At 46.8% G+C, this 20252-nt stretch carries 17 protein-coding genes; 2 read left to right on the top strand and 15 right to left on the bottom strand.

All coding sequences use genetic code 11. The features are described from left to right. Positions 1–5 precede the first annotated feature (5 nt). The 10 genes from MHB82_RS09665 to MHB82_RS09620 form a co-directional block, all read right to left on the bottom strand. Positions 6–761 (bottom strand): manganese efflux pump, encoded by a 756-nt coding sequence (locus tag MHB82_RS09665; RefSeq protein ID WP_341176614.1) that lies wholly within the window; start codon positions 759–761, stop codon positions 6–8. Positions 762–953: 192 nt separating this feature from the next. Then, positions 954–1784: a DNA-formamidopyrimidine glycosylase gene (gene mutM / locus MHB82_RS09660; protein ID WP_095288112.1), complete on the bottom strand. Its 831-nt coding sequence runs from the start codon at positions 1782–1784 to the stop codon at positions 954–956. Positions 1785–1897: 113 nt separating this feature from the next. Then, entirely contained in the window at positions 1898–4552 is a 2655-nt protein-coding gene (polA, locus tag MHB82_RS09655; RefSeq protein ID WP_341174534.1) for a DNA polymerase I, read from the bottom strand. A gap of 222 nt (positions 4553–4774) precedes the next feature. Next, on the bottom strand, positions 4775–5434 hold the full coding sequence (gene phoU / locus MHB82_RS09650) for a phosphate signaling complex protein PhoU (RefSeq protein ID WP_095288114.1): 660 nt from the start codon (positions 5432–5434) through the stop codon (positions 4775–4777). Positions 5435–5498: 64 nt separating this feature from the next. Further along, entirely contained in the window at positions 5499–6254 is a 756-nt protein-coding gene (gene pstB, locus MHB82_RS09645; RefSeq protein WP_095288115.1) for a phosphate ABC transporter ATP-binding protein PstB, read from the bottom strand. Positions 6255–6474: 220 nt separating this feature from the next. Next, on the bottom strand, positions 6475–7659 hold the full coding sequence (locus MHB82_RS09640) for a methyl-accepting chemotaxis protein (protein WP_341174533.1): 1185 nt from the start codon (positions 7657–7659) through the stop codon (positions 6475–6477). Between the two features lie 149 nt (positions 7660–7808). Beyond that, positions 7809–8540, bottom strand: a complete 732-nt coding sequence (locus MHB82_RS09635) for a response regulator transcription factor (protein WP_095288117.1) — start codon at positions 8538–8540, stop codon at positions 7809–7811. A 117-nt stretch (positions 8541–8657) separates the two neighbouring features. Continuing rightward, complete coding sequence (pnpS, locus tag MHB82_RS09630) at positions 8658–10487, bottom strand: two-component system histidine kinase PnpS (RefSeq protein ID WP_095359001.1); 1830 nt, start codon at positions 10485–10487, stop codon at positions 8658–8660. 40 nt (positions 10488–10527) lie between these two features. Further along, the gene (locus MHB82_RS09625) at positions 10528–10863 is read right to left on the bottom strand and encodes a cupin domain-containing protein (protein WP_095359002.1); all 336 of its coding nucleotides are present in this window, start codon (positions 10861–10863) and stop codon (positions 10528–10530) included. A gap of 290 nt (positions 10864–11153) precedes the next feature. Beyond that, on the bottom strand, positions 11154–12023 hold the full coding sequence (locus tag MHB82_RS09620; protein WP_341174532.1) for an SDR family oxidoreductase: 870 nt from the start codon (positions 12021–12023) through the stop codon (positions 11154–11156). A gap of 363 nt (positions 12024–12386) precedes the next feature. On the opposite strand from MHB82_RS09620, the gene MHB82_RS09615 reads away from it, so the two are divergent. Beyond that, positions 12387–13946 (top strand): histidine kinase N-terminal 7TM domain-containing diguanylate cyclase, encoded by a 1560-nt coding sequence (locus MHB82_RS09615; protein WP_341174531.1) that lies wholly within the window; start codon positions 12387–12389, stop codon positions 13944–13946. Positions 13947–14104: 158 nt separating this feature from the next. Here MHB82_RS09615 and MHB82_RS09610 read toward each other — a convergent pair whose 3' ends face one another. From MHB82_RS09610 to citZ, 4 genes are all read right to left on the bottom strand, one after another. Next, entirely contained in the window at positions 14105–14530 is a 426-nt protein-coding gene (locus MHB82_RS09610) for a hypothetical protein (RefSeq protein ID WP_095359005.1), read from the bottom strand. Positions 14531–14664: 134 nt separating this feature from the next. Next, on the bottom strand, positions 14665–15606 hold the full coding sequence (gene mdh / locus MHB82_RS09605; RefSeq protein ID WP_095288122.1) for a malate dehydrogenase: 942 nt from the start codon (positions 15604–15606) through the stop codon (positions 14665–14667). Between the two features lie 15 nt (positions 15607–15621). Continuing rightward, the gene (icd, locus tag MHB82_RS09600) at positions 15622–16914 is read right to left on the bottom strand and encodes an NADP-dependent isocitrate dehydrogenase (protein ID WP_095359006.1); all 1293 of its coding nucleotides are present in this window, start codon (positions 16912–16914) and stop codon (positions 15622–15624) included. A gap of 150 nt (positions 16915–17064) precedes the next feature. Then, on the bottom strand, positions 17065–18177 hold the full coding sequence (gene citZ / locus MHB82_RS09595) for a citrate synthase (protein WP_095359007.1): 1113 nt from the start codon (positions 18175–18177) through the stop codon (positions 17065–17067). Positions 18178–18646: 469 nt separating this feature from the next. On the opposite strand from citZ, the gene ytvI reads away from it, so the two are divergent. Further along, entirely contained in the window at positions 18647–19765 is a 1119-nt protein-coding gene (gene ytvI / locus MHB82_RS09590; protein ID WP_095359008.1) for a sporulation integral membrane protein YtvI, read from the top strand. Between the two features lie 90 nt (positions 19766–19855). Here the strand turns inward: ytvI and MHB82_RS09585 are convergent, their stop codons facing one another. Further along, on the bottom strand, positions 19856–20251 hold the full coding sequence (locus tag MHB82_RS09585) for an FxsA family protein (RefSeq protein WP_110821036.1): 396 nt from the start codon (positions 20249–20251) through the stop codon (positions 19856–19858). Position 20252 lies beyond the last annotated feature (1 nt).

The raw sequence follows: 20252 nt of genomic DNA, 5'->3' as shown, positions 1-20252 counted from the left end.
TCACCTCATAACAGCTTCATTATTCCCATAATCATCAGTAACAAAGCAGGCAGTACGGACAGTCTTCTCATCCAGCGTAGAGCTGAAAAGCGTAATCCAACTTTCATGCCTATTAACAGAAATGCGCCACTGAACAGCGCGATGACAAGCGCAGTCCACAATGTGGGGAAACCGAGCAAAGCAGCTCCGAGCCCTGCACCAAAGGCATCCAGTGACAGAGCAATTCCAAGCCACATTGCCTCCTGAGCAGATATGCTTCCCGAATTGTCCATATCCGCTTTGGAAGGACTGCGTAATATTTGAATGACAACACCTAATTTCCGCAGTTCCAATGTAAATACCATGCGTTCCAGTGATCCGCCGGATGCAGATGGTTCAAGATCAAGTGCCAGCACTTGATTTCTGCCTTTGACCGGCGCTGCATTGAGTGCTTGCTCTTCATCTCCGACTGCTTCCGTTCCCTCTTCCGATTCGAGGCGATCCTTCCCCTGCTTACAAATCAACTGAATTAATGACCACGCACCGATGGCAATCAGAATAACCGCACCAACGAACGAAGCCAAATCAGGAGATACCACATGGGATAGGAGTACTCCCACCTGCATGGACAACGCAATGACCAACCCCGAACAAATGGAGATGACAGCAATGGATAACAGCGGGATCTTCGTCCTGCGCAGCCCGTATGTAATCCCGACACCAAAACCATCTAAACTAAGCGCCAAAGCAAGCGCCAGCAATGAAACAAAATGATGCAGCACCCTGGATTCCTCCCCTGTGCGGGAACTCGTTTCCACCTACGGTTACAGGTAGGTATTCGCCCGCTTATTTCTGCCATATCAGTATATGGAGGGAGTAATCCATGGGTGCTACGTTTTAATCATTTCGTTCTTTCGGCACAAATTAAAACCGTTAGCGTGTAAACGACAATTTCAATTTGTATCTTCCTTGGGTTATTTTAATGGTTGGCACTTCGGACAGTAATGCGTCCCGCGACCGCCAACAACGCTTTTCTCAATCAATGTACCACACGTTGTACAAGGCTCGGATTTGCGACCATAGATTTTCAGTTGATGCTGAAACATGCCCATCTCACCTTGTCCATTAACATACGATTTGATGGAGGATCCGCCTGCATTCACGGCATCCTGCAGCGTAGCTACAATAGCCTCGTGCAGCACCGTCAATTGGGCTTCAGTCAGCGTCTTGGCAATGGTTTCGGGGTGAATGCCTGCGCGAAAAAGGGCTTCGTCCACATAAATATTCCCGATGCCAACGACATATGCCTGATTTAACAACACAGCCTTGATTTTGGTTGTCCGTTTACCAACAGCTTCACGAAATGCAGCCACGGTAAATGCCGGATCCAGCGGCTCAAGGCCGAGCTTCAACAAAGGTTTGGATACGAGCTCTTCGCCCGCTGCAAACAAATGCATGGTTCCAAACTGTCGTACGTCCTTGTATCTCAATTCCGTACCATCTGTGAAGTGAAAGATAACATGGGTATGCTTCTCCACTTCTTCGTGCTGCTCGTATACGCCGTATCTACCTTCCATCCGCAGATGGGAGACCAGTACCAGCCCGTCCAACAAAATCCGTAAAAACTTCCCTCTGCGCTCCACTCCGATGATGGTGTGTCCTGCGAGTTCCAGTGCAAATGCATCTATATCGTCCGGCCGCTGAATGATGCGCGGCAAGTTAACGGTTACGCGTTCAATGGTCTTACCTACAACAAGTTGATTCAATGTTCTTCTGACTGTTTCGACTTCCGGTAATTCCGGCATGATGTTCTCACCTCCCCTATATTATAACGGAAGTTGAGCTTCAGCGGGACCCCTTCTTATGTCGAATCGTTGTGAGGAAATGTTTGTAAATAAACGGAAATACATACCGTTGGTTATTTGGCTTCGTACCAATTTTCCCCGAAACTGACTTCTGCCTTGAGTGGTACCGAGAGCTCCAATGCTTTTTCCATAACGGATGGCACCAGCTCCTTCATCAGCTCCAGCTCATCCGCAGGTACTTCAAATACAAGTTCGTCATGTACCTGAAGCAGCATGCGGCTCTTCAATTGGCGTTCACGCAGCGCTTCATCCATCTGCACCATGGCCAGCTTGATGATATCAGCCGCTGTTCCCTGAATAGGTGTATTCATCGCCGTACGTTCTGCGAAGGAACGCAGATTGAAGTTGCTGGCATTAATCTCTGGCAGGTAGCGACGTCGTTCCAACAACGTTTTAACGTATCCATCCTGGCGAGCTTCCTTCACAATGTCATCCATATATCGCCGCACACCCTGGAAGACTTCAAAATACTGATCGATAAACTGTGCAGCCTCTTTACGCGTAATATGCAGATTCTGAGACAATCCATAATCACTTATTCCATAGACGATACCAAAGTTAACTGCCTTGGCGGAACGACGCATATCCCCATCCACATCTTCTGGATTCACACCAAATACATCCGAAGCGGTCTTGGTATGAATATCCATATCATTGACAAACGCTTCCTTCAAGCGCTCATCGTCCGAAATATGGGCCAGTACACGCAGTTCAATCTGGGAATAGTCTGCTGCCAGAATGGACCATCCTGGCTCGGAAGGAACAAATACCTTCCGGATTTTGCGACCTTCTTCCATCCGAATCGGAATGTTCTGCAAGTTCGGGAATTGACTGCTAAGTCGTCCCGTTGCAGCAATGGTCTGACGATAATACGTATGCACCTTGCCATCCCGATCAGAAATCTCTTTAAGCAAGCCCTCCACATAAGTGGATTGCAGTTTGGCAAGCTGACGATATTGCAGAATATGCTTGACCACATCATTATAAGGAGCCAATTTCTCCAAGACTTCCGCATCTGTGGAATAGCCTGTTTTTGTTTTTTTCACCACTGGCAAACCCAGTCTATCAAACAAAATCTCACCCAGCTGCTTCGGTGAATTCAGATTAAATTCCGTTCCTGACAACTTGTAGATCTCAGCCATCAATCTGCTGATCTGTTCTTCAAACTCACTGCCCAGTGCTTGCAGATCGGCTGTATTGGCCTTGATGCCCTGCTTCTCCATGTCCGCCAATATACGTGACAATGGCATCTCAAGCTCGTGGAAAAGCGAGTTCATCTCATCGCCCGCCAGTGCCTGCTCCTGAAGTGGAATAATGGCTGCGACTGCAGCAGCTTTGCGGCACAGGAAATCGCCCAGTATCTCTGCTTCCGGCACCTTGTACTTGGCCCCTTTGCCCATAACCGTGTCATCCTCCACGAGTGATGGCAGACCATACTTGGTTGTGAGTCCACTAATTGTCTGGTTGGATTCCGTTGGATCAAGCAAATACGCTGCCAGCTGTACATCGAAAGATGCGCCAGCGAATTCAATACCATGTGCATGAAGGGCCAGGTCTACACGATGAAGATCATACCCGCGTTTCGGTTGTTCTGAATTACCGAGCCATTCCCGCACTGGAGCCGCTGCCTCGGAATGAAGCACTTCGGGAGATATGAACGTATAGGTTCCAGCGGAACCTACAGCAAGTCCAATCAATTTTGCTTGGTGCGGGTTATCCCCATGTGTCTCCACGTGCAGTACATCAATGGAATCCAGGGAACTGAACAGCTCACTTATGTTCTCCTCTGTTGCAATAGAGGACTCTACCTCGGCAGCAGGGACCGCTTCCTGTTCAGAAGCAATGCTGCCACTAAACGACAGGCGTTCGAGCAAGGATTTGAATTCCAGCTTGGCCAGTGCAGGACCAGCCTGTTCTTCTTTTAATCCAGCGAACTGCATGTCATCCCAGGTTTGCTCCAGTGGCACTTCGCGGTGAATGGTCGCCAGTTGTTTGCTCATCCGAGCATCTTCGGCGTGGGCCTCAATCTTTTCTTTCATCTTGCCTTTCAGTTCACTTGTCCCGTTCAACACATCTTCTACCGATCCGAACTGATGCAGCAGCTTCAACGCTGTTTTCTCTCCAACTCCCGGAATACCCGGAATATTATCCGACGCATCGCCCATCAGGCCTTTGAGATCGATAATTTGGAGTGGCGTCAGACCATACCGTTCCTTAATTTGAGCAGGGTCATACAGTTCGATATCCGTTACCCCTTTGCGCGTGAGACCGATATGTACATGTTCGGAGGCAAGCTGCAGCATATCCTTGTCACCCGATACAACCAATACCTGTCTTCCAGCCTCGTCTGCGCGTTTGGTTAACGTTCCGATGATATCGTCCGCTTCAAACCCGGCCAGCTCAAACTGGGCAATACCCAATCCTTGCAGCAATTCTTTGAGTAATGGAAACTGTTCCGACAGCTCGGGTGGTGTTTTTTCCCGGCCACCTTTATACTCCTGATAACCTTCGTGACGGAAAGTGACTTTGCCAGCATCAAATGCCACCATAACATGAGTCGGCTTATGCTCTTCCAGCAATCGGAGCAGCATGGTGGTGAAGCCATACACCGCATTGGTATGCAATCCTTTTGAATTCGTCAGAGGAGGCATTGCAAAAAATGCCCGGTAAATAATGCTATTTCCATCTATGAGAATAAACTTTTCCATTCCAGCACCTCACGTATCGTATGGTCAAACCCTCAAGTACATCTACTCTCATGATAACATACACACCTGTTACTACAAAAAAGATTGATCATCTTTTTACACATTCTATCCAGCAAAAAAAGAACTCTCTCCACAGACAGCCTGTCGCTCGCAGGCCGCCGGGAGAAAGTCCCTTGTTTTTGCAGCAAATCGTCCCCAATTCCAATGATTTGCCGTTAATGATTATTGGTTCAAATCCGGACGCTTACCTGTTACCAGATAAACCGTGCTCTCCCCAATGTTGGTTGCATGATCACCTATGCGTTCAATATACCGTCCTACCAACATGAGCAGCATGGCCTGAGAGGCCTGAGTTGGATGAGAGGTCATGAAACTGTATAGATCGCCAATCATATGACTGTACAGCTGGTCAACCTGGTCATCCGTTTGTGCCATTTTGTAAGCCAGATCCGTATTTTCCTTCAGGAATGACTCGATGGATTCATCAATCATCTCTTTGACGATTTCCGCCATACGCGGGATATCCACAAGTGGTTTAATCAGCTCCTGGCCTTCCATACGAAGCGTAACTTTGGCAACGTCCAAGGCGAGATCTCCCATACGCTCGAGATCACTTGAGATTTTGAACGCCACAATAATACGGCGCAAATCCTTCGCGACTGGCTGCTGGGTAATAATCAGCTTGGAGCCCAGTTCCATGATTTTGTCTTCCAGCGCATTCAGATTCGCATCATTCTTGATGATGACCTGAGCTTTCTCAGCATCCAATGTCCGTAAACTCTCAATAGCACCATCCAATGCCGTTCCTACATGCTCACCCATTTGCCGAAGCAAAATGCGAAGCTCTTCAAGCTCCTGATCAAATTCTTTTCTGCGAATCATAGGTTTCCATGTCCCCCTTGTCCATCATCTCCGGATACGCCGGGTTCGTTCGAATTCAGCTTGCTTAACCGAACCGTCCGGATATATAATCCTCGGTCCGGGAATCCTGGGGCGTGGAGAACAGCGTTTCTGTATCAGCGGCCTCCACAACCTCACCATTCAGGAAAAACACCGTCTTACCCGATACGCGGGCAGCCTGATGCATGTTATGGGTTACCATGACGATGGTGTACTTGTTGTGCAGTTCCTTGACCAGTTCCTCGATCTTTAATGTCGAGATGGGGTCCAGGGCCGAGGTGGCTTCATCCATCAGCAATACATCAGGTTGTACCGCGAGGGCTCGTGCAATACAGAGACGCTGCTGCTGACCGCCGGACAGACTAAGTGCTGATTTTTTAAGTACATCCTTGACTTCATCCCACAATGCAGCGTGTACAAGACTTTGCTCAACCAACTGATCCAGCTCCGCCTTCTGGGTAACACCGTGCAAACGTGGGCCGTATGCGACATTATCATAGATTGATTTTGGAAAAGGATTGGGCTGCTGAAACACCATGCCTACTCGTTTGCGCAGCGTTTCAACTTCGATTTCATTACTGTAGATATCCGATCCATCGAGCAGAACTTGTCCCTCGACACGTACTCCCGGAATCATGTCATTCATCCGGTTTAATGTACGGAGCAACGTGGATTTACCACAACCTGACGGTCCGATGAATGCAGTTACAGTTCGTTCCGGCAGGTCCATTGATATATTTTTAAGCGCATGATGCGTATCATAGTACAGATTAAGTCCTTCAATGTGAATGAGTTCCTTCATGGATGTTCACTTCTCCTTCGCTGGAGGGACAAACCAAGCTCCCTTTACGTTGAGGCCGAGTCCAGATCAATAATCTTCAGCATCTCGGTCATCCTTAATATCCTACCTTCTTATTGTAAAAAGAGTATCACTTTCATGTTAACGGAATGTAAAAAAGACATCGTTCACAAGCCATGACCTTCCCGTTACGATCATAGATGGTAAATGATGTCTATCTTGTTTACAATTCTCCTCCAGAAATCATAGAATCCAGTTTTTTTCGGATATAATCCGCCACTTCTCCAGTCTGCTTGCCTTCCTCTGCGATGTTGGCAGCAATATGCAGCATACCTTCCACGGCAGAGTTTAAACGATTGAAAGCTGCACTTCCTTCGGTAACATGTACGGAGCTATCGTCAATTTCAGCAGCACTGGCGCGAACCAGTTCAACGGTTTGTCTGGTTAGTTCACCGATCCCTTCGAGCAAGGAGGACATATCTCCAGCAACCTCGCGGGTTTGCTTGGCTAAGGCCCGAATCTCACTAGCAACCACTTGGAAGCCTCGCCCATACTCGCCAGCATGAGCTGCCTCAATGGAAGCATTCATGGCAAGCAACGCACTCTGATCGGCCAGAGAACGAATGGAATGTGCCATGCCCGCTCCGGTTTCTATTGAGGTCAGCATATCATTAGCGTGCTGGCGTTGTCCTCCCATGTGCTGATGTACGCGGTTATACGAAGCCTCAACCTGCATAAGACTGCTTGCACCCTGTTCAGACAATTGAATAATTTGTTTCGCATCTTCTCCTGTCTTTCCAGCGGATTGAACCAGTTTCGTAATCGACTCATGGATCCGGGATATTTCTTTCTGGCTCTCGGTAATGGTGTGAATGCGCTCTTTTCCAGCCTCGTGCTGCATCCTTCTGGAAAGGGACATGAGATCCCGCATGGTTAATACGCCAAGCAGCCTGTTCTCCTCCGTTACAATGATGCAATCATAGAAATGCTCCTCACTTCGTGACAAAGCTACATCAATCACTTCTGGCGCAGCAGCCAGTACATCCACGACTACCGGAGATGAATCAGCAACATGTGATATGGACTTGCGATAAAACAAATCCGCGGCGAAACGTCCATTCAGTATTCGATACAAGGTTTCCCGCATCAATAACCCCAGTGGGCGATTCTGATCATCACCCAATACTACACATGGATATTTCTGTTCCTGACTCAGTATGCTGGCAGCCTCTCCACAGGTGGTTTTCACCCCCACCATGGGAACCTGACGGCAGTATTCTCGGATGGACACCTGGTTGTTAAGGGTTAATTCTGTAAGATCATCCTGAGTTAAACGAATCGAGTCATCCTCATGCTTATATGTATCTTCTACGGATAGATCAGGCTTCTCTTCGAGCAACGTGGGCATAAATGCGCAATCTCCTTTACGTATGAGCTCCGTCCTGAGATGGGTTATGTAGGTCCTAAGAATCACTCGGACAAGTTCATGCTACTCCCTCTATGTAAAGGAAAATAAAGGTTTATGTAAATCAGACGTAAAATAAAACTCCCCGATCATTACGAACTTGAATGATGGGGAGTTTTTCTTTTTACAACCAGTTTATAACCTACACCTCGAATGGAATCAATGTGTACGGATTCCGGGTCCAGCTCCAGCTTTTTACGTAATGAACTTACATGGACGTCAACGGTGCGCTGGCCTCCGATATAATCGAAGCCCCAGACCGCATTCATCAGGTCATCACGTGTAAGTACAACGCCTGGCTTCTTGGCCAAATAGAGCAGAACTTCGAATTCTTTAGGACGCAGACTTATGGATTGTCCACCCAGCGTCACTTCATACTTCAGTGGATAGATCTCAAGTTCGCCAAGTACAATTCGTGAACCATCCTTGTCCTCTGGCTGAGGCAGGTCATCACCATTGGAATATCTTCTTAATACTGCGTCCACTCTGGCAAGCAGTTCCGAAACGCCAAAGGGCTTTGTAATATAGTCGTCAGCTCCAGATTTCAGACCCTGTACCACCTCGGCTTCACCGTTCTTCGCCGTAAGGATGATGACGGGTGTAGTTACACCCTGAACTCTTAATTTGTTCAGAATATCCAGACCGTTCATTCCGGGCAGCATCAGATCCAGCAGGATCAAATCAAAGTCCTGAGAAACTGCACGGTCATATCCTGAAGATCCATGATCCTCAGCGGTAACGTCATAGCCTTCCTGTGTCAGGTTGTACGTAAGTAATCTCGATAATGTAGGTTCATCTTCAATAACTAGCAAACGCTGTGCCATGATACCCCTTCTCTCCTTATAGGTTGTCTGTTGCCACAACACTTTTTATATCATAGCACTTATTTGTTAACGCTGTGTAAAGCAATTTATTCGATTTTACAATTCACTTCTTCAGGCCTAGATTTCTTCATCCTGTATTAGGGGAAGGATTACCTTGAACGTTGTACCCATGCCAAGTTCACTCTCAACCGATAACTTGCCATGATGAAGCTCAACCAGATGTTTCACAATGGATAACCCAAGCCCCGTACCACCAGAGTTGCGTGATCTTCCTTTGTCTACCCGGTAGAAACGTTCAAAGATTCTCGGCAGGTCCTTCTTCGGAATACCAATTCCGGTATCAGATACTGCAAATACCACCTGTTCCTCGGCTTCACCACGTTCGACCGTCACCTGTAATTTGACACGTCCCCCTTCAGGAGTGTAGTTAATCCCGTTCGAGAGCAGATTAATGAAAATTTGTTTCATTTTATCCTCATCAGCCTCGATATACAGCTCCTCTGGCACAAACATCTGCAGTCGAATCTGCTTCTTCTCTGCCACTTTGGATAGTGTACCCAGAACCATCTCGAAGAACGAATGCACATGTACGGGAGAACATTGCAGCGGTGCCCGCTTGGATTCGATCTTGGATAACTCCAGAATATCCCCGATTAACCGGTTTAATCGATCGCCTTCGTCATAGATGATCTGCAAGAATGACCGTTCCGTCTCTTTGTCCTGCACTCCCCCGCTGAGCAGCGTCTCAGCAAACCCTTTGACCGCGGCCACAGGAGTCTTCAATTCATGGGAAACATTCGCAACGAACTCACTGCGCATTGACTCCAGTCTGCGTATCGCCGTAACATCCTGCAAAAGGAAAAGCATTCCGCGGTATCCGCCATTATCTTCAGTCATCGGAACACCATCAATACGAATCAGACGTTCCTCCGGGTTAAAGATACTTACCTCCTCATGCATCCGTTCCTGAACAGCTACACTTTCTTCAATCGTCCGCGTCAATTCATAATGTTTCTTCAATTCAATATAGGGTTTACCTGTCACGCGTTCGGATTGAATACCCAGCATACGCTCTGCTTCCCGGTTTACCAGTGCAATGGATTGGGACGCATCAATCATGACAATGCCGCCTGCCATGTTGGCCAGGACACTCTGCAGTAATGCCTCATTATCACGAATTGTTTTAAGCTGTGTCTGTAGACTGTCAGCCATTCCGTTAATCGCCAGTCCAAGCTGTCCAATTTCGTCTCTGCGTGTTACCTTTACCCTGGCATCATATTCCAGTTTGGTAATCCGATGAGCTACCTTCGTTATGTGTTCGATTGGTGAGGTTAATCCCCGAGCAACCCTGTAACTGACCAGAGCTACAATCAGGAACAACAGCCCCAAGGCTACAAACATGATTAACCAGCCACGTTGTAACCCCTGATCAACAGCAGCCAAACTCATGGATAATCGGATGTAACCATCGAATTCTCCTCCGGGCACTTCTACCATGTCACTTTGATCCGAGTTCACGGGCAGAGCGACATATAACATATCTTCTCCCAGCGTCTCACTGAAACGGATCGACTGGCCATAACCATCACCAACTGCACCCTTGATCTCTTCCCGGTCTAAGTGATTATCCATTGTAGCAGGATCACTCTCTGAATCACCAATGACCGTTCCATCCCGATTAATAAACGTTACCCTGGAATCGGTGAGCTTCTCCAGCTCGCCTGCCCGATCCGAATAGTACTTTCTTGTTTCTGCCGAGGTTGGATCGGTCGCATCGTGGAAAGGAAACGTTGCCTTAAGCAAATTGATTTCACGCACCATCGTTTGCTCCAGTGCCGTGGTGTGTGTTGTTTTAAATACTCTGCCCATCGTATATCCAGCCACAATGACGGATACACCAATCAATATCATCATGATGATGGAAAGGCGAACTCGAAACGGTCTCATTAATCTCTTCCTTTTTAGTTAATCTCAATTATAGGTCAGTTCACTCTATCCGATCGCCACGTGTACCTGGCAGTGAAACAACCAGAAACTCTACTTCATTTGCACTTGTATTTTGCATCTGATGAGGGACTCCCGGTGGAATCTCCAGTCCTTCATGTGGCTCAAGTGTGTACTCCACGCCATCAAGCTCCATACACCCCACTCCGCTCAGGATAAAAAAGAATTGGCGGCTTACGTTATGGTAATGACGTACTTCAGCTGTTCCTGCAGGCATGCGCTCATGAATAATGCTTAAACCCTCGTTCTGCACGAGATGCCATCCATCACATTGTGCACCCCATATGTAATGTGCTGCGTTTTGTTTGCTAATCTTCATGTTGTATCCTCCCGATAGGTATGTTCCGTCTATCATATCACAGTTGCCTTTGGGACAGATTCGTTTCTAATTGAAACCAGATTACGACATGAAGTACTTTTTACGGTACGAGGTTCAAGAGAACATGTATCAAGAATATCATGTAACTATCATCTCTGATCCTGACTTTTGTAAACATAGCACAGAAATTTGGGATCATTGTCAAAACTAAAAAGACGTACCGCCAGCAGCAGCTGAACGATACGTCTTAGATATGTGATTGAAAATACTAACTCGAACGGAGCTTTAGATTATCCATTAACGACTTCGCCACCGTTGATGTGAATGACTTGTCCACTCACATAGGAGGAATCATCCGAAGCGAGATATACATATGCAGGAGCCAGCTCATCCGGTTGACCAGGACGTTTCATCGGCTGCGTAGCGCCGAACTCGCTCACCTTTTTCTCATCAAATGTCGATGGAATCAGTGGTGTCCAGATTGGGCCTGGAGCTACCGCATTTACACGAATGCCTTTCTCAATAACATTCATGGACAGGGAACGCGTGAACGATGTAATCGCTCCTTTGGTGGACGAATAGTCGAGCAGAGTCGGACTACCTCGATAGGCTGTGATGGACGTCGTGTTGATAATTGTGCTGCCTTGCTTCAGATGTGGCAGGGCGGCCTGCGTGATATAAAACATCCCGAAGATGTTGGTGCGGAACGTCCGCTCCAGCTGTTCAGGCGTAATATCCTCGAGCTGCTGCTGTGGGTGCTGCTCGGCCGCATTGTTAACCACAATATCCAGCTTGCCCAGCTGCTCCACCGTCTGTTGAACAGCTTGCTTGGCAAATGAATCATCACCAATATCTCCGGCAATCAGGATACACTTGCGTCCTTCCTGCTCCACTTGACGTTTGGTTTCTTCTGCATCCTGGTGCTCGCTGAGGTATACAATGGCTACATCCGCGCCCTCTTTGGCATACGTAACGGCAACGGCACGTCCGATTCCACTGTCACCTCCGGTAATAAGGGCAACTTTGTCCAATAATTTGTCAGCCGCCTTATACTGCGGTTTTTCAAACTCCGGCTTAGGGTGCATCACCGATTCAATTCCGGGACGCTGGTCCTGATGTTGTGCTGGCATCGTTTTTTGCGTTTGTGTATTGGTTGACATTTCACATACTCCTCTCAAAATGAATGGCTGTAAACTTCTCATTCTGTAGGATGGCATGAACAGTGCAGATTATTCCTGCTGCAGCTGACATCATCCAAAACTCACTTCTGCTGTCTCGATACTTACTTACCACTCTCTTTTGGAGGTCAAACAGAAAATAGGATGAATTATAGATTGCACCAAATTTCGATTATTTTTCGAAAATGACCTGTTTCATGACACAAATTGTATTCCTATGCCGCTTGGGCTGAGGTACAATGTACAGTATACAATTGTGATTTTAGTACCTTATACCCGGTATATATTCTGCGTTCGATCAAGCACCTCAAATAACAGATTCTCAATCTGACATGGAGCCAAACAATGGAATCGCACATTAACGCTTATATATCCCTTGTAACCACTTCAGCCGTCCTGAATGTTTTTTTGTGTGTATACACCTATTTTAGAAGAGCAGAAATTTCAAGAGCCAACGTATTTATGCTCTATACGGCTGCCTTATCCGTTTATACCTTTGGTTATGCCATTGAGCTCGCCAGCAATACACTGGAACAAATGAAATTCTGGACGGTAGTGGAGTACACGGGCATGCCTTTCTCCGCCTCCCTCGGCTTGATCCTGATGATCCAGTATACGGGCAAGTCACTATCGAAAAAGGCAACAGCAGCGCTGTTCGTCATTCCGACGATTACGCTCTTCATGGTTGCAACCAATGACTACCACCATTTATTCTACAAAAAAGTATGGCTTCGAACAGATAGTTCTGTTCCTTTGATGGATATTGCCGCTGGCCAATGGTATGTTGTTCATGGAGCATTTACGTTTTCATGTCTGTTATGTGCGTGTCTGATCCTTATTGCGCAATGGAAACACACCAAGAAAATGTATCGCCGTCAGCTGCTTACATTGATTACATCCCAACTGATACCGATGACGGGTGCCTTTCTTTACTTAATGGGACTGACGCCAGGAGGAATGGATCCTGTGCCGTTACTCATGTGTGTCACTTCATCCATGTACATCTGGGCAATCCTGTCTTCTCGTCTGTTGACCATCGTTCCTATAGCCAAAGACAGTATCTTTGAGAGCATGCGCGAGGGCGTTATTGTTCTGGATGGTTCGAATCGTCTGGTCGATTACAACAAAGCGCTGCGCGATATGCTGCCTGAACTGGAGACAAGCATGGTTGGACAGCCGCTGAATGATATTTGGCTTTTACTGGCCGGCGAGACTTTTCCCGTGGAATACGGAAGAGAAGGCCTGCAGACGGATCTCTATTGGCAGTTGCATGGGCAGACGGTTTGTTATCAGGTCAGAACATCTTATGTGTATAACAAAAACGGAGAGCCCGTTGGAAGTCTGATCATGCTGATCGATATTACGGAGCAGCGGTTTCTACAAGAACAATTGAAGCAGCTCGCATATTTCGACGGTTTGACCAAAATATACAATCGAACGCAGTTTCTGCATAAAGGCCGTGAAATACTGAACGAGGCACAGCTTAGCCATCAGCCTGCATCTTTTATTCTATTTGATATCGATCATTTCAAACGGATCAATGACACTTATGGACACGAAGTTGGGGATCAGGCCCTTATTCATGTCGTCTCAGTATGTAATCGTTATTTGAAACCTGAAATGGTGTTCGCCCGGTATGGCGGAGAGGAATTTGTCATTGCCCTGCCGAATGCAGCTCTTCAGGATGGAAAGCAGCTAGCCGAGCAGTTACGTGTGGCTTTGTTGAATGACCCTCTTCATGTGGAGGGAAGTCTTGTGCCTATTACTTCAAGCTTTGGGGTGGCCCAGTATAGCCGTGAAACGGATTCACTGGAATCCTTGCTTCGGGATGCCGATAGCGCATTATACGAGTCCAAACGAAATGGGCGCAACGCTGTATTTACTCATACAGTCAGCCTTGCCTAGTCCAATATGTTAAACAAATAAAAATAGACAGCCCCATGGGTTGTCTATTTTTGATACTAACATGATTACCCTGCAAGGCTTGTCTACCCGCATTTTATGCAAGCGTTTTAGATTTTGGTTAACAGGCTGTATCGAGCAATAGTCTTGCAGATAACTAGTTAGATGATCGTGCGATCAACCATAAGATAAACCATAATGAGCAAGAGGACAGCCAGTATTGTACTGAACGTACGAATCTTGCCCTGTTCCGGGCTCACATCACGGTTGCTTTTCACACCTTCTGCGGCGAGACGCAGCGGTTTACCCATAATACCGCCAATGGCAGCAATGGCAAGCAATAAAACAACAACGACACCCATCCACAGGTGGGAATACTCACCCTTCGTCATCAGGTATCCCCCTGTGAGAAGCTGGATAACCAACCCATACTGGGCGATGCGGTTCAAGGAACGAACCGATGTAAATGCCCCTTCCTGTGCCGCAGCATTCAGTGTGCGGATCTTACCAACCACGAACGGCAAGATCAGATAGAACCCCATGGATAGCGCTCCGACGATATGGAGCAAATACATAATCATTGTCAAAATTTCCATCCTCCTCAACATTTTCAGTGTGCTATACATCACATCCCATTATACTGGGGAACTTATCCAAAGAAAAGAAAACCTCCGGATTTCCGGAGGTTTTCTCACTTTTTATGTTCAAGAAGTTTTCAAACTTATATGGTCACGACTGAAATGACGTTTCGAACAGAATCCGCAGATTTGTCCAGCCCCGCCTTTTCTTCAGGTGTGAGCTCGAGTTCAAATACTTTCTCAATCCCATTACCACCCAGAATGGTTGGCACACCGAGGAACAAGTCGTTATAACCATACTCGCCTTCCAAGTAAGCAATCACTGGGATGATCCGTTTTTTGTCCTTCAAAATGGCTTCGGTCATCTGAACCAGTGAAGCTGCTGGGGCATAATAGGCACTTCCGTTACCCAGCAGATTGACAATTTCGCCGCCGCCAACACGTGTGCGTTGTACGATGGATTCAATGCGATCTGCCGGAATCAATGTATCGATTGGAATACCACCAACACTTGAATAACGAACAAGTGGTACCATGTCGTCTCCGTGGCCACCAAGAACGAAACCACGAACATCCTCAACGGATACATTTAGCTCCTGCGCAATGAATGTGCAATAACGCGCTGTATCCAGGACACCGGATTGGCCGATAACTCGGTTTTTAGGAAATCCTAGTGTTTTATATGCAGCATACGTCATCGCATCTACCGGGTTACTCAGAATAATGACGATGGAATCAGGGCAATATTTTTTCACGTTTTCACACACGGACTTCACGATTCCAGCGTTGGTATTGACCAGATCATCCCGGCTCATTCCCGGCTTGCGGGCAATGCCTGCAGTGATAATCACAATGTCTGAACCAGCCGCATCTTCGTAGTTTGAAGTTCCGACGATATTGCTGTCAAAGCCTTGAACAGGGCTCGCCTCCAGCATATCGAGTGCTTTACCTTTAGTCGGGTTTTCCAATTGAGGAATATCAACCAGCACAACATCTCCAAGCTCCTTTTGGGCAAGCATTAGAGCGGTTGTTGCTCCGGTAAATCCGGCACCGACTACTGTGATTTTTTTGCGCTGAATAGTCATGCCTCTCAACTCCCCTTACAGGTTTTTAATGATTTGATCAGCGAATTCAGAGCATTTAACTTCAGTAGCACCATCCATCAAACGTGCGAAGTCATACGTTACGGTTTTGTTGTTGATGGAAGTTTCCATACCTTTGTAGATCAGGTTTGCTGCTTCTTGCCATCCCAGGTGCTCAAGCAACATAACGCCAGACAAGATAACGGAACCAGGGTTCACGACGTCTTTGTCCGCATATTTAGGTGCAGTACCGTGAGTAGCTTCGAAGATCGCATGGCCTGTTACATAGTTGATGTTCGCTCCAGGAGCGATACCGATACCACCAACTTGTGCAGCAAGTGCGTCGGACAGGTAGTCACCGTTCAGGTTCAATGTAGCAATAACATCGAATTCGCCTGGACGAGTCAATACTTGTTGCAGAGCAATGTCGGCAATCGCATCTTTAACGATGATTTTACCTGCATCTTCAGCTGCTTTTTGAGCTGCATTCGCTGCATCCGTACCTTCTTTTTCTTTGATGATGTCGTATTGTGCCCAAGTGAACACTTTATCGCCGAACTCTTCCTCAGCGACTTCATAACCCCAGTTTTTGAAGGCACCTTCAGTAAATTTCATGATGTTGCCTTTGTGTACCAATGTCACGCTCTTACGGTTGTGATCGATGGCGTATTGAACTGCTGCACGTACCAGACGTTTGGAACCTTCGGAAGATACTGGCTTGATACCGATACCCGAAGTTTCAGGGAAACGGATTTTGTTAACGCCCATTTCCTGTTGCAGGAACTGAATCATTTTTTTCACTTCATCGGAACCTTCAGCATACTCGATACCAGCGTAGATATCTTCTGTATTCTCACGGAAAATGACCATGTCTACCAGTTCAGGACGTTTAACCGGGGAAGGCACTCCGTCGAAATAACGCACAGGACGCAGGCAAGTGTACAGGTCAAGCTCTTGACGCAATGCTACGTTCAGGGAACGAATTCCGCCACCGATTGGCGTCGTCAGAGGTCCTTTGATGGCTACGATATACTCACGAATTGCTTCAAGCGTATCATTCGGCAACCACTCACCGTATGTATTGAATGCTTTCTCACCAGCAAACACTTCATACCATGCAATTTTTTTGCTGCCATCATATGCTTTTTCAACAGCTGCATCCAATACACGCTTGGAAGCTTTCCAGATGTCGCGGCCTGTACCGTCACCTTCGATAAAAGGAATGATCGGGTTATTAGGCACTTGCAGTGTTCCGTTATCAATCTGAATTTTTTCCCCTTCAGTTGGATGAGCGAATTTTTCTAATTTCATAATCATAATTCCTCCTTGAGTGTTGGTATATTTCCGGTATCATGATACCGCTTGTCTTATCGAAGGAAGGGTCTTGATGTCTGGCCAGGCTTGCTGCCAGTTTTCGGGACCCTTCACCCCATCCAGTTTATTATACTGGTTTTCCGTCTATTAGCGAAGCTCAACTGAAATGTAACGCTGATCCGTTGGACCTGTATATTCTGCACGCGGACGAATAATGCGGTTATCCGCAAGCTGCTCCAGAATATGTGCTGTCCATCCGGATACCCGGCTGATGGCAAAGATCGGCGTGAACAGTTCCTGTTCGATACCCAGCTGGGTATACACGGAAGCGGAATAGAAATCCACGTTCGGCTTCAACCCTTTTTGCCCGGTAACCAGTTCTTCAATCTTCACAGACATCTCATAAAGGCGGGTGTCATTGTTCATGGTGCCCAGCTCTTTGGACATCTTCTGCAGGTGTTTGGCACGTGGATCACCATTTTTGTATACACGGTGTCCGAAGCCCATGATTTTCTCACGATTGTTCAGCTTCTCCTGAATCGCTGCTTCCAGACGATCTGGCGTGCCAATCTCATTGAGCATTTTCATGACGGCTTCGTTCGCACCACCATGCAGGGGTCCCTTCAGTGCGCCAATAGCGGAAGTTACGCCTGAATAAATGTCGGAGAGCGTAGCTACGGTTACCCGTGCTGCAAACGTCGAAGCATTCAGTTCATGATCCGCGTGCAGAACCAGAGCCTGATCCAGCGCTTTAACTGCCGTATCGGAAGGTTCTTCACCTGTCATCATGTACAGGAAATTCTCAGCGATGGAAGCGCCTTCTTTAGGAGCCACAGGCTCTTTTCCCTGACGGATGCGGGCGATGGCTGCCACAATCGTTGGCAATTGAGCTTGTAACTTGACCGCTTTATTTTCATTAGCTTCAGCTGTCATCTCGTCAGCCTGCTCATCATACAGTCCCAGAGCGGATACTGCAGAACGCAGTGCTGCCATGGTACTCATGTTTTTCGGATACAATTGGATTTGTGCAATCAACTCGCTCGGAATCGGCGCGTAATCGCTCAGGCTTTTACGAAGGGATTTCAATTCATCCGTATTGGGCAATTTGCCGAACCACAGCAAATAAGCAACTTCTTCAAAGCTTGCATGTTCAGCCAAATCGTCAATATTGTAGCCACGGTATGTAAGTACACCGTCTACAATGGAACTGATCGAAGAGGTTGTTGCAACGATGCCTTCCAGACCTTTGGTAGCTGTCATATTACATCTCTCCTTTAATAAACGAAATCAAGAAACCACAAAGCATGATGAAGCTCTTAGAATAGCATAATAATTGGTGTTGAAAACATTTACAATTCATTAAATAGTAAAACCGTCAAAATTCGGGTTTCTTATCTGTCAATCGGTATTTCCTTATAACATCATACTGGATTTTGTCGGTTATGTGAACATCACCAAAGGCCATTCGCACATCAAACTTCTTTATCACGCCTATAAATCATTTTTGAAAGCCTTTACAAAAACAAGGTTGACATTTTATCCTATTTATATAATTCTGTGTACCTGCGCGATGAATATTGCTATATATCCGTGTGTTCTGGCATACTCTAGGCAAAAGAAAATAAATGCTCTTTGGCAAGCCAAACAAACGTTTCAAAACGCTGCAATTGCTCTATATTAACTAGATAGCTTCTATGCTGATCGAAATTGTTAGAAGGAGACGTGACGTTTGGACAGAATTATTATGAAACGCCTGCTGCGCGGCTTGTGGGTCATTATTGCGACCGTTCTGATCGCCTTTGCCATATACGTGCTGTTCCCGCTTTTATACCCCTTTGTCATCGCATGGATTATCGCTTATGCGATGAATCCGCTGGTGAAGCTGCTTCAGGACAAAGCCCGCTTTCCACGCTGGTTAGCCGTAACCCTTTCATTGATTGTCTATTTCGGGGCAATCGTTGTGATACTTTCCGCAGCAGTAACCCGGATGGTAAAAGAAGTGATATCACTCACCACGAGTTTTGACCTGCATGTGGACGAGATTAAGGAAACCTTTGTCCGCTGGACCCAAAACGATACGATCCAGAACCTGATCGGACAGATTAACGAATTTTATAAGGAAAATCCTAACTATCAGGAAACGATCAACAGCAATATCAGCAAAACAACCGAAACGGTAGGTACGGCTGTCAGCGATCTGGTTACCGGATTTTTCAATATGATTTTGGGCCTGCTGACCTCTCTTCCCAACATGGGAGCGGTATTAATTGTCGTTCTGCTCTCCACGTTCTTTATTAGCAAAAGCTGGACGCGCCACGGCATTACAGTCTCGGGATGGGTGCCTTCTTCAATCCGCAAACCGATTACGGATATATGGAACGACTTAAAGAAAGCATTGTTCGGCTACGCCCGTGCTCAACTGATCATGATTTCAATAACTGCGGTATTTGTCATGATTGGATTGCTCATCTTACAGGTGAAGTCTGCTTTCACTATTGCATTGCTAATCGGCCTGGTTGATCTTCTTCCTTATCTTGGCGTCGGGCTGGTCATGGTTCCATGGGCAGCATACCTGTTTATGAACGGAGACCTCTATCTAGGGATTGGTATTTCGGTCGTTTATCTCATCGTACTGATTGCGAGACAGATCATTGAGCCAAAGGTACTGGCAAGCAGTGTAGGTCTGGATCCACTTGCGACACTGGTGGGCATGTTTGTTGGACTGAAGCTCTTTGGCGTACTCGGCCTGATCATCGGTCCTGTCAGCTTGGTCATTCTTGATGCCTTCAATCGTGCGAATGTGCTGCGTGACCTGAGAACGTACATTATCAATGGCCGGGTCCGATAGCATTTGTACATTTTTTTAATACATCAAAAAGGCTCCTTCTGCAGAACAAGATCTGCGCGAAGGAGCCTTTAATAATGAATCAACACCATATTAGCGACGGCGGTAGAATGTGATGCTGCCGTTTTTCATTTTTTTCTCAAGCCAACCCAGGAAAAACAAGCGGTACACAGCACGTGTTAACGGAAATACAAGGGTGAATCCGATGATATCCGTAACAAACCCCGGAATCAACAGCAAGAAACCACCCACAAAAATAAAAAGTCCGTCTACCATTTTCCGTCCAGGCACTTTACCGCGTTCCATCTCGGTTTTGGCATCGACGAGTACTTTTCGCCCTTCAAACTGCAGCATCGCTATACCAATCAAGGACGTGAGAATCATGAGAAGCAAGGTCTTCCCGGCTCCGATCCAGTCACTCATCAGAATGAATCCAAACAATTCAATAACCGGAACGAATAATAATATAGCCCACATCCATTTTCGCATT

This window comes from Paenibacillus sp. FSL K6-2862, assembly GCF_038005125.1.
GTDB lineage: Bacteria > Bacillota > Bacilli > Paenibacillales > Paenibacillaceae > Paenibacillus > Paenibacillus illinoisensis_A.
This window is presented reverse-complemented; position numbering and strand designations above follow the sequence as displayed.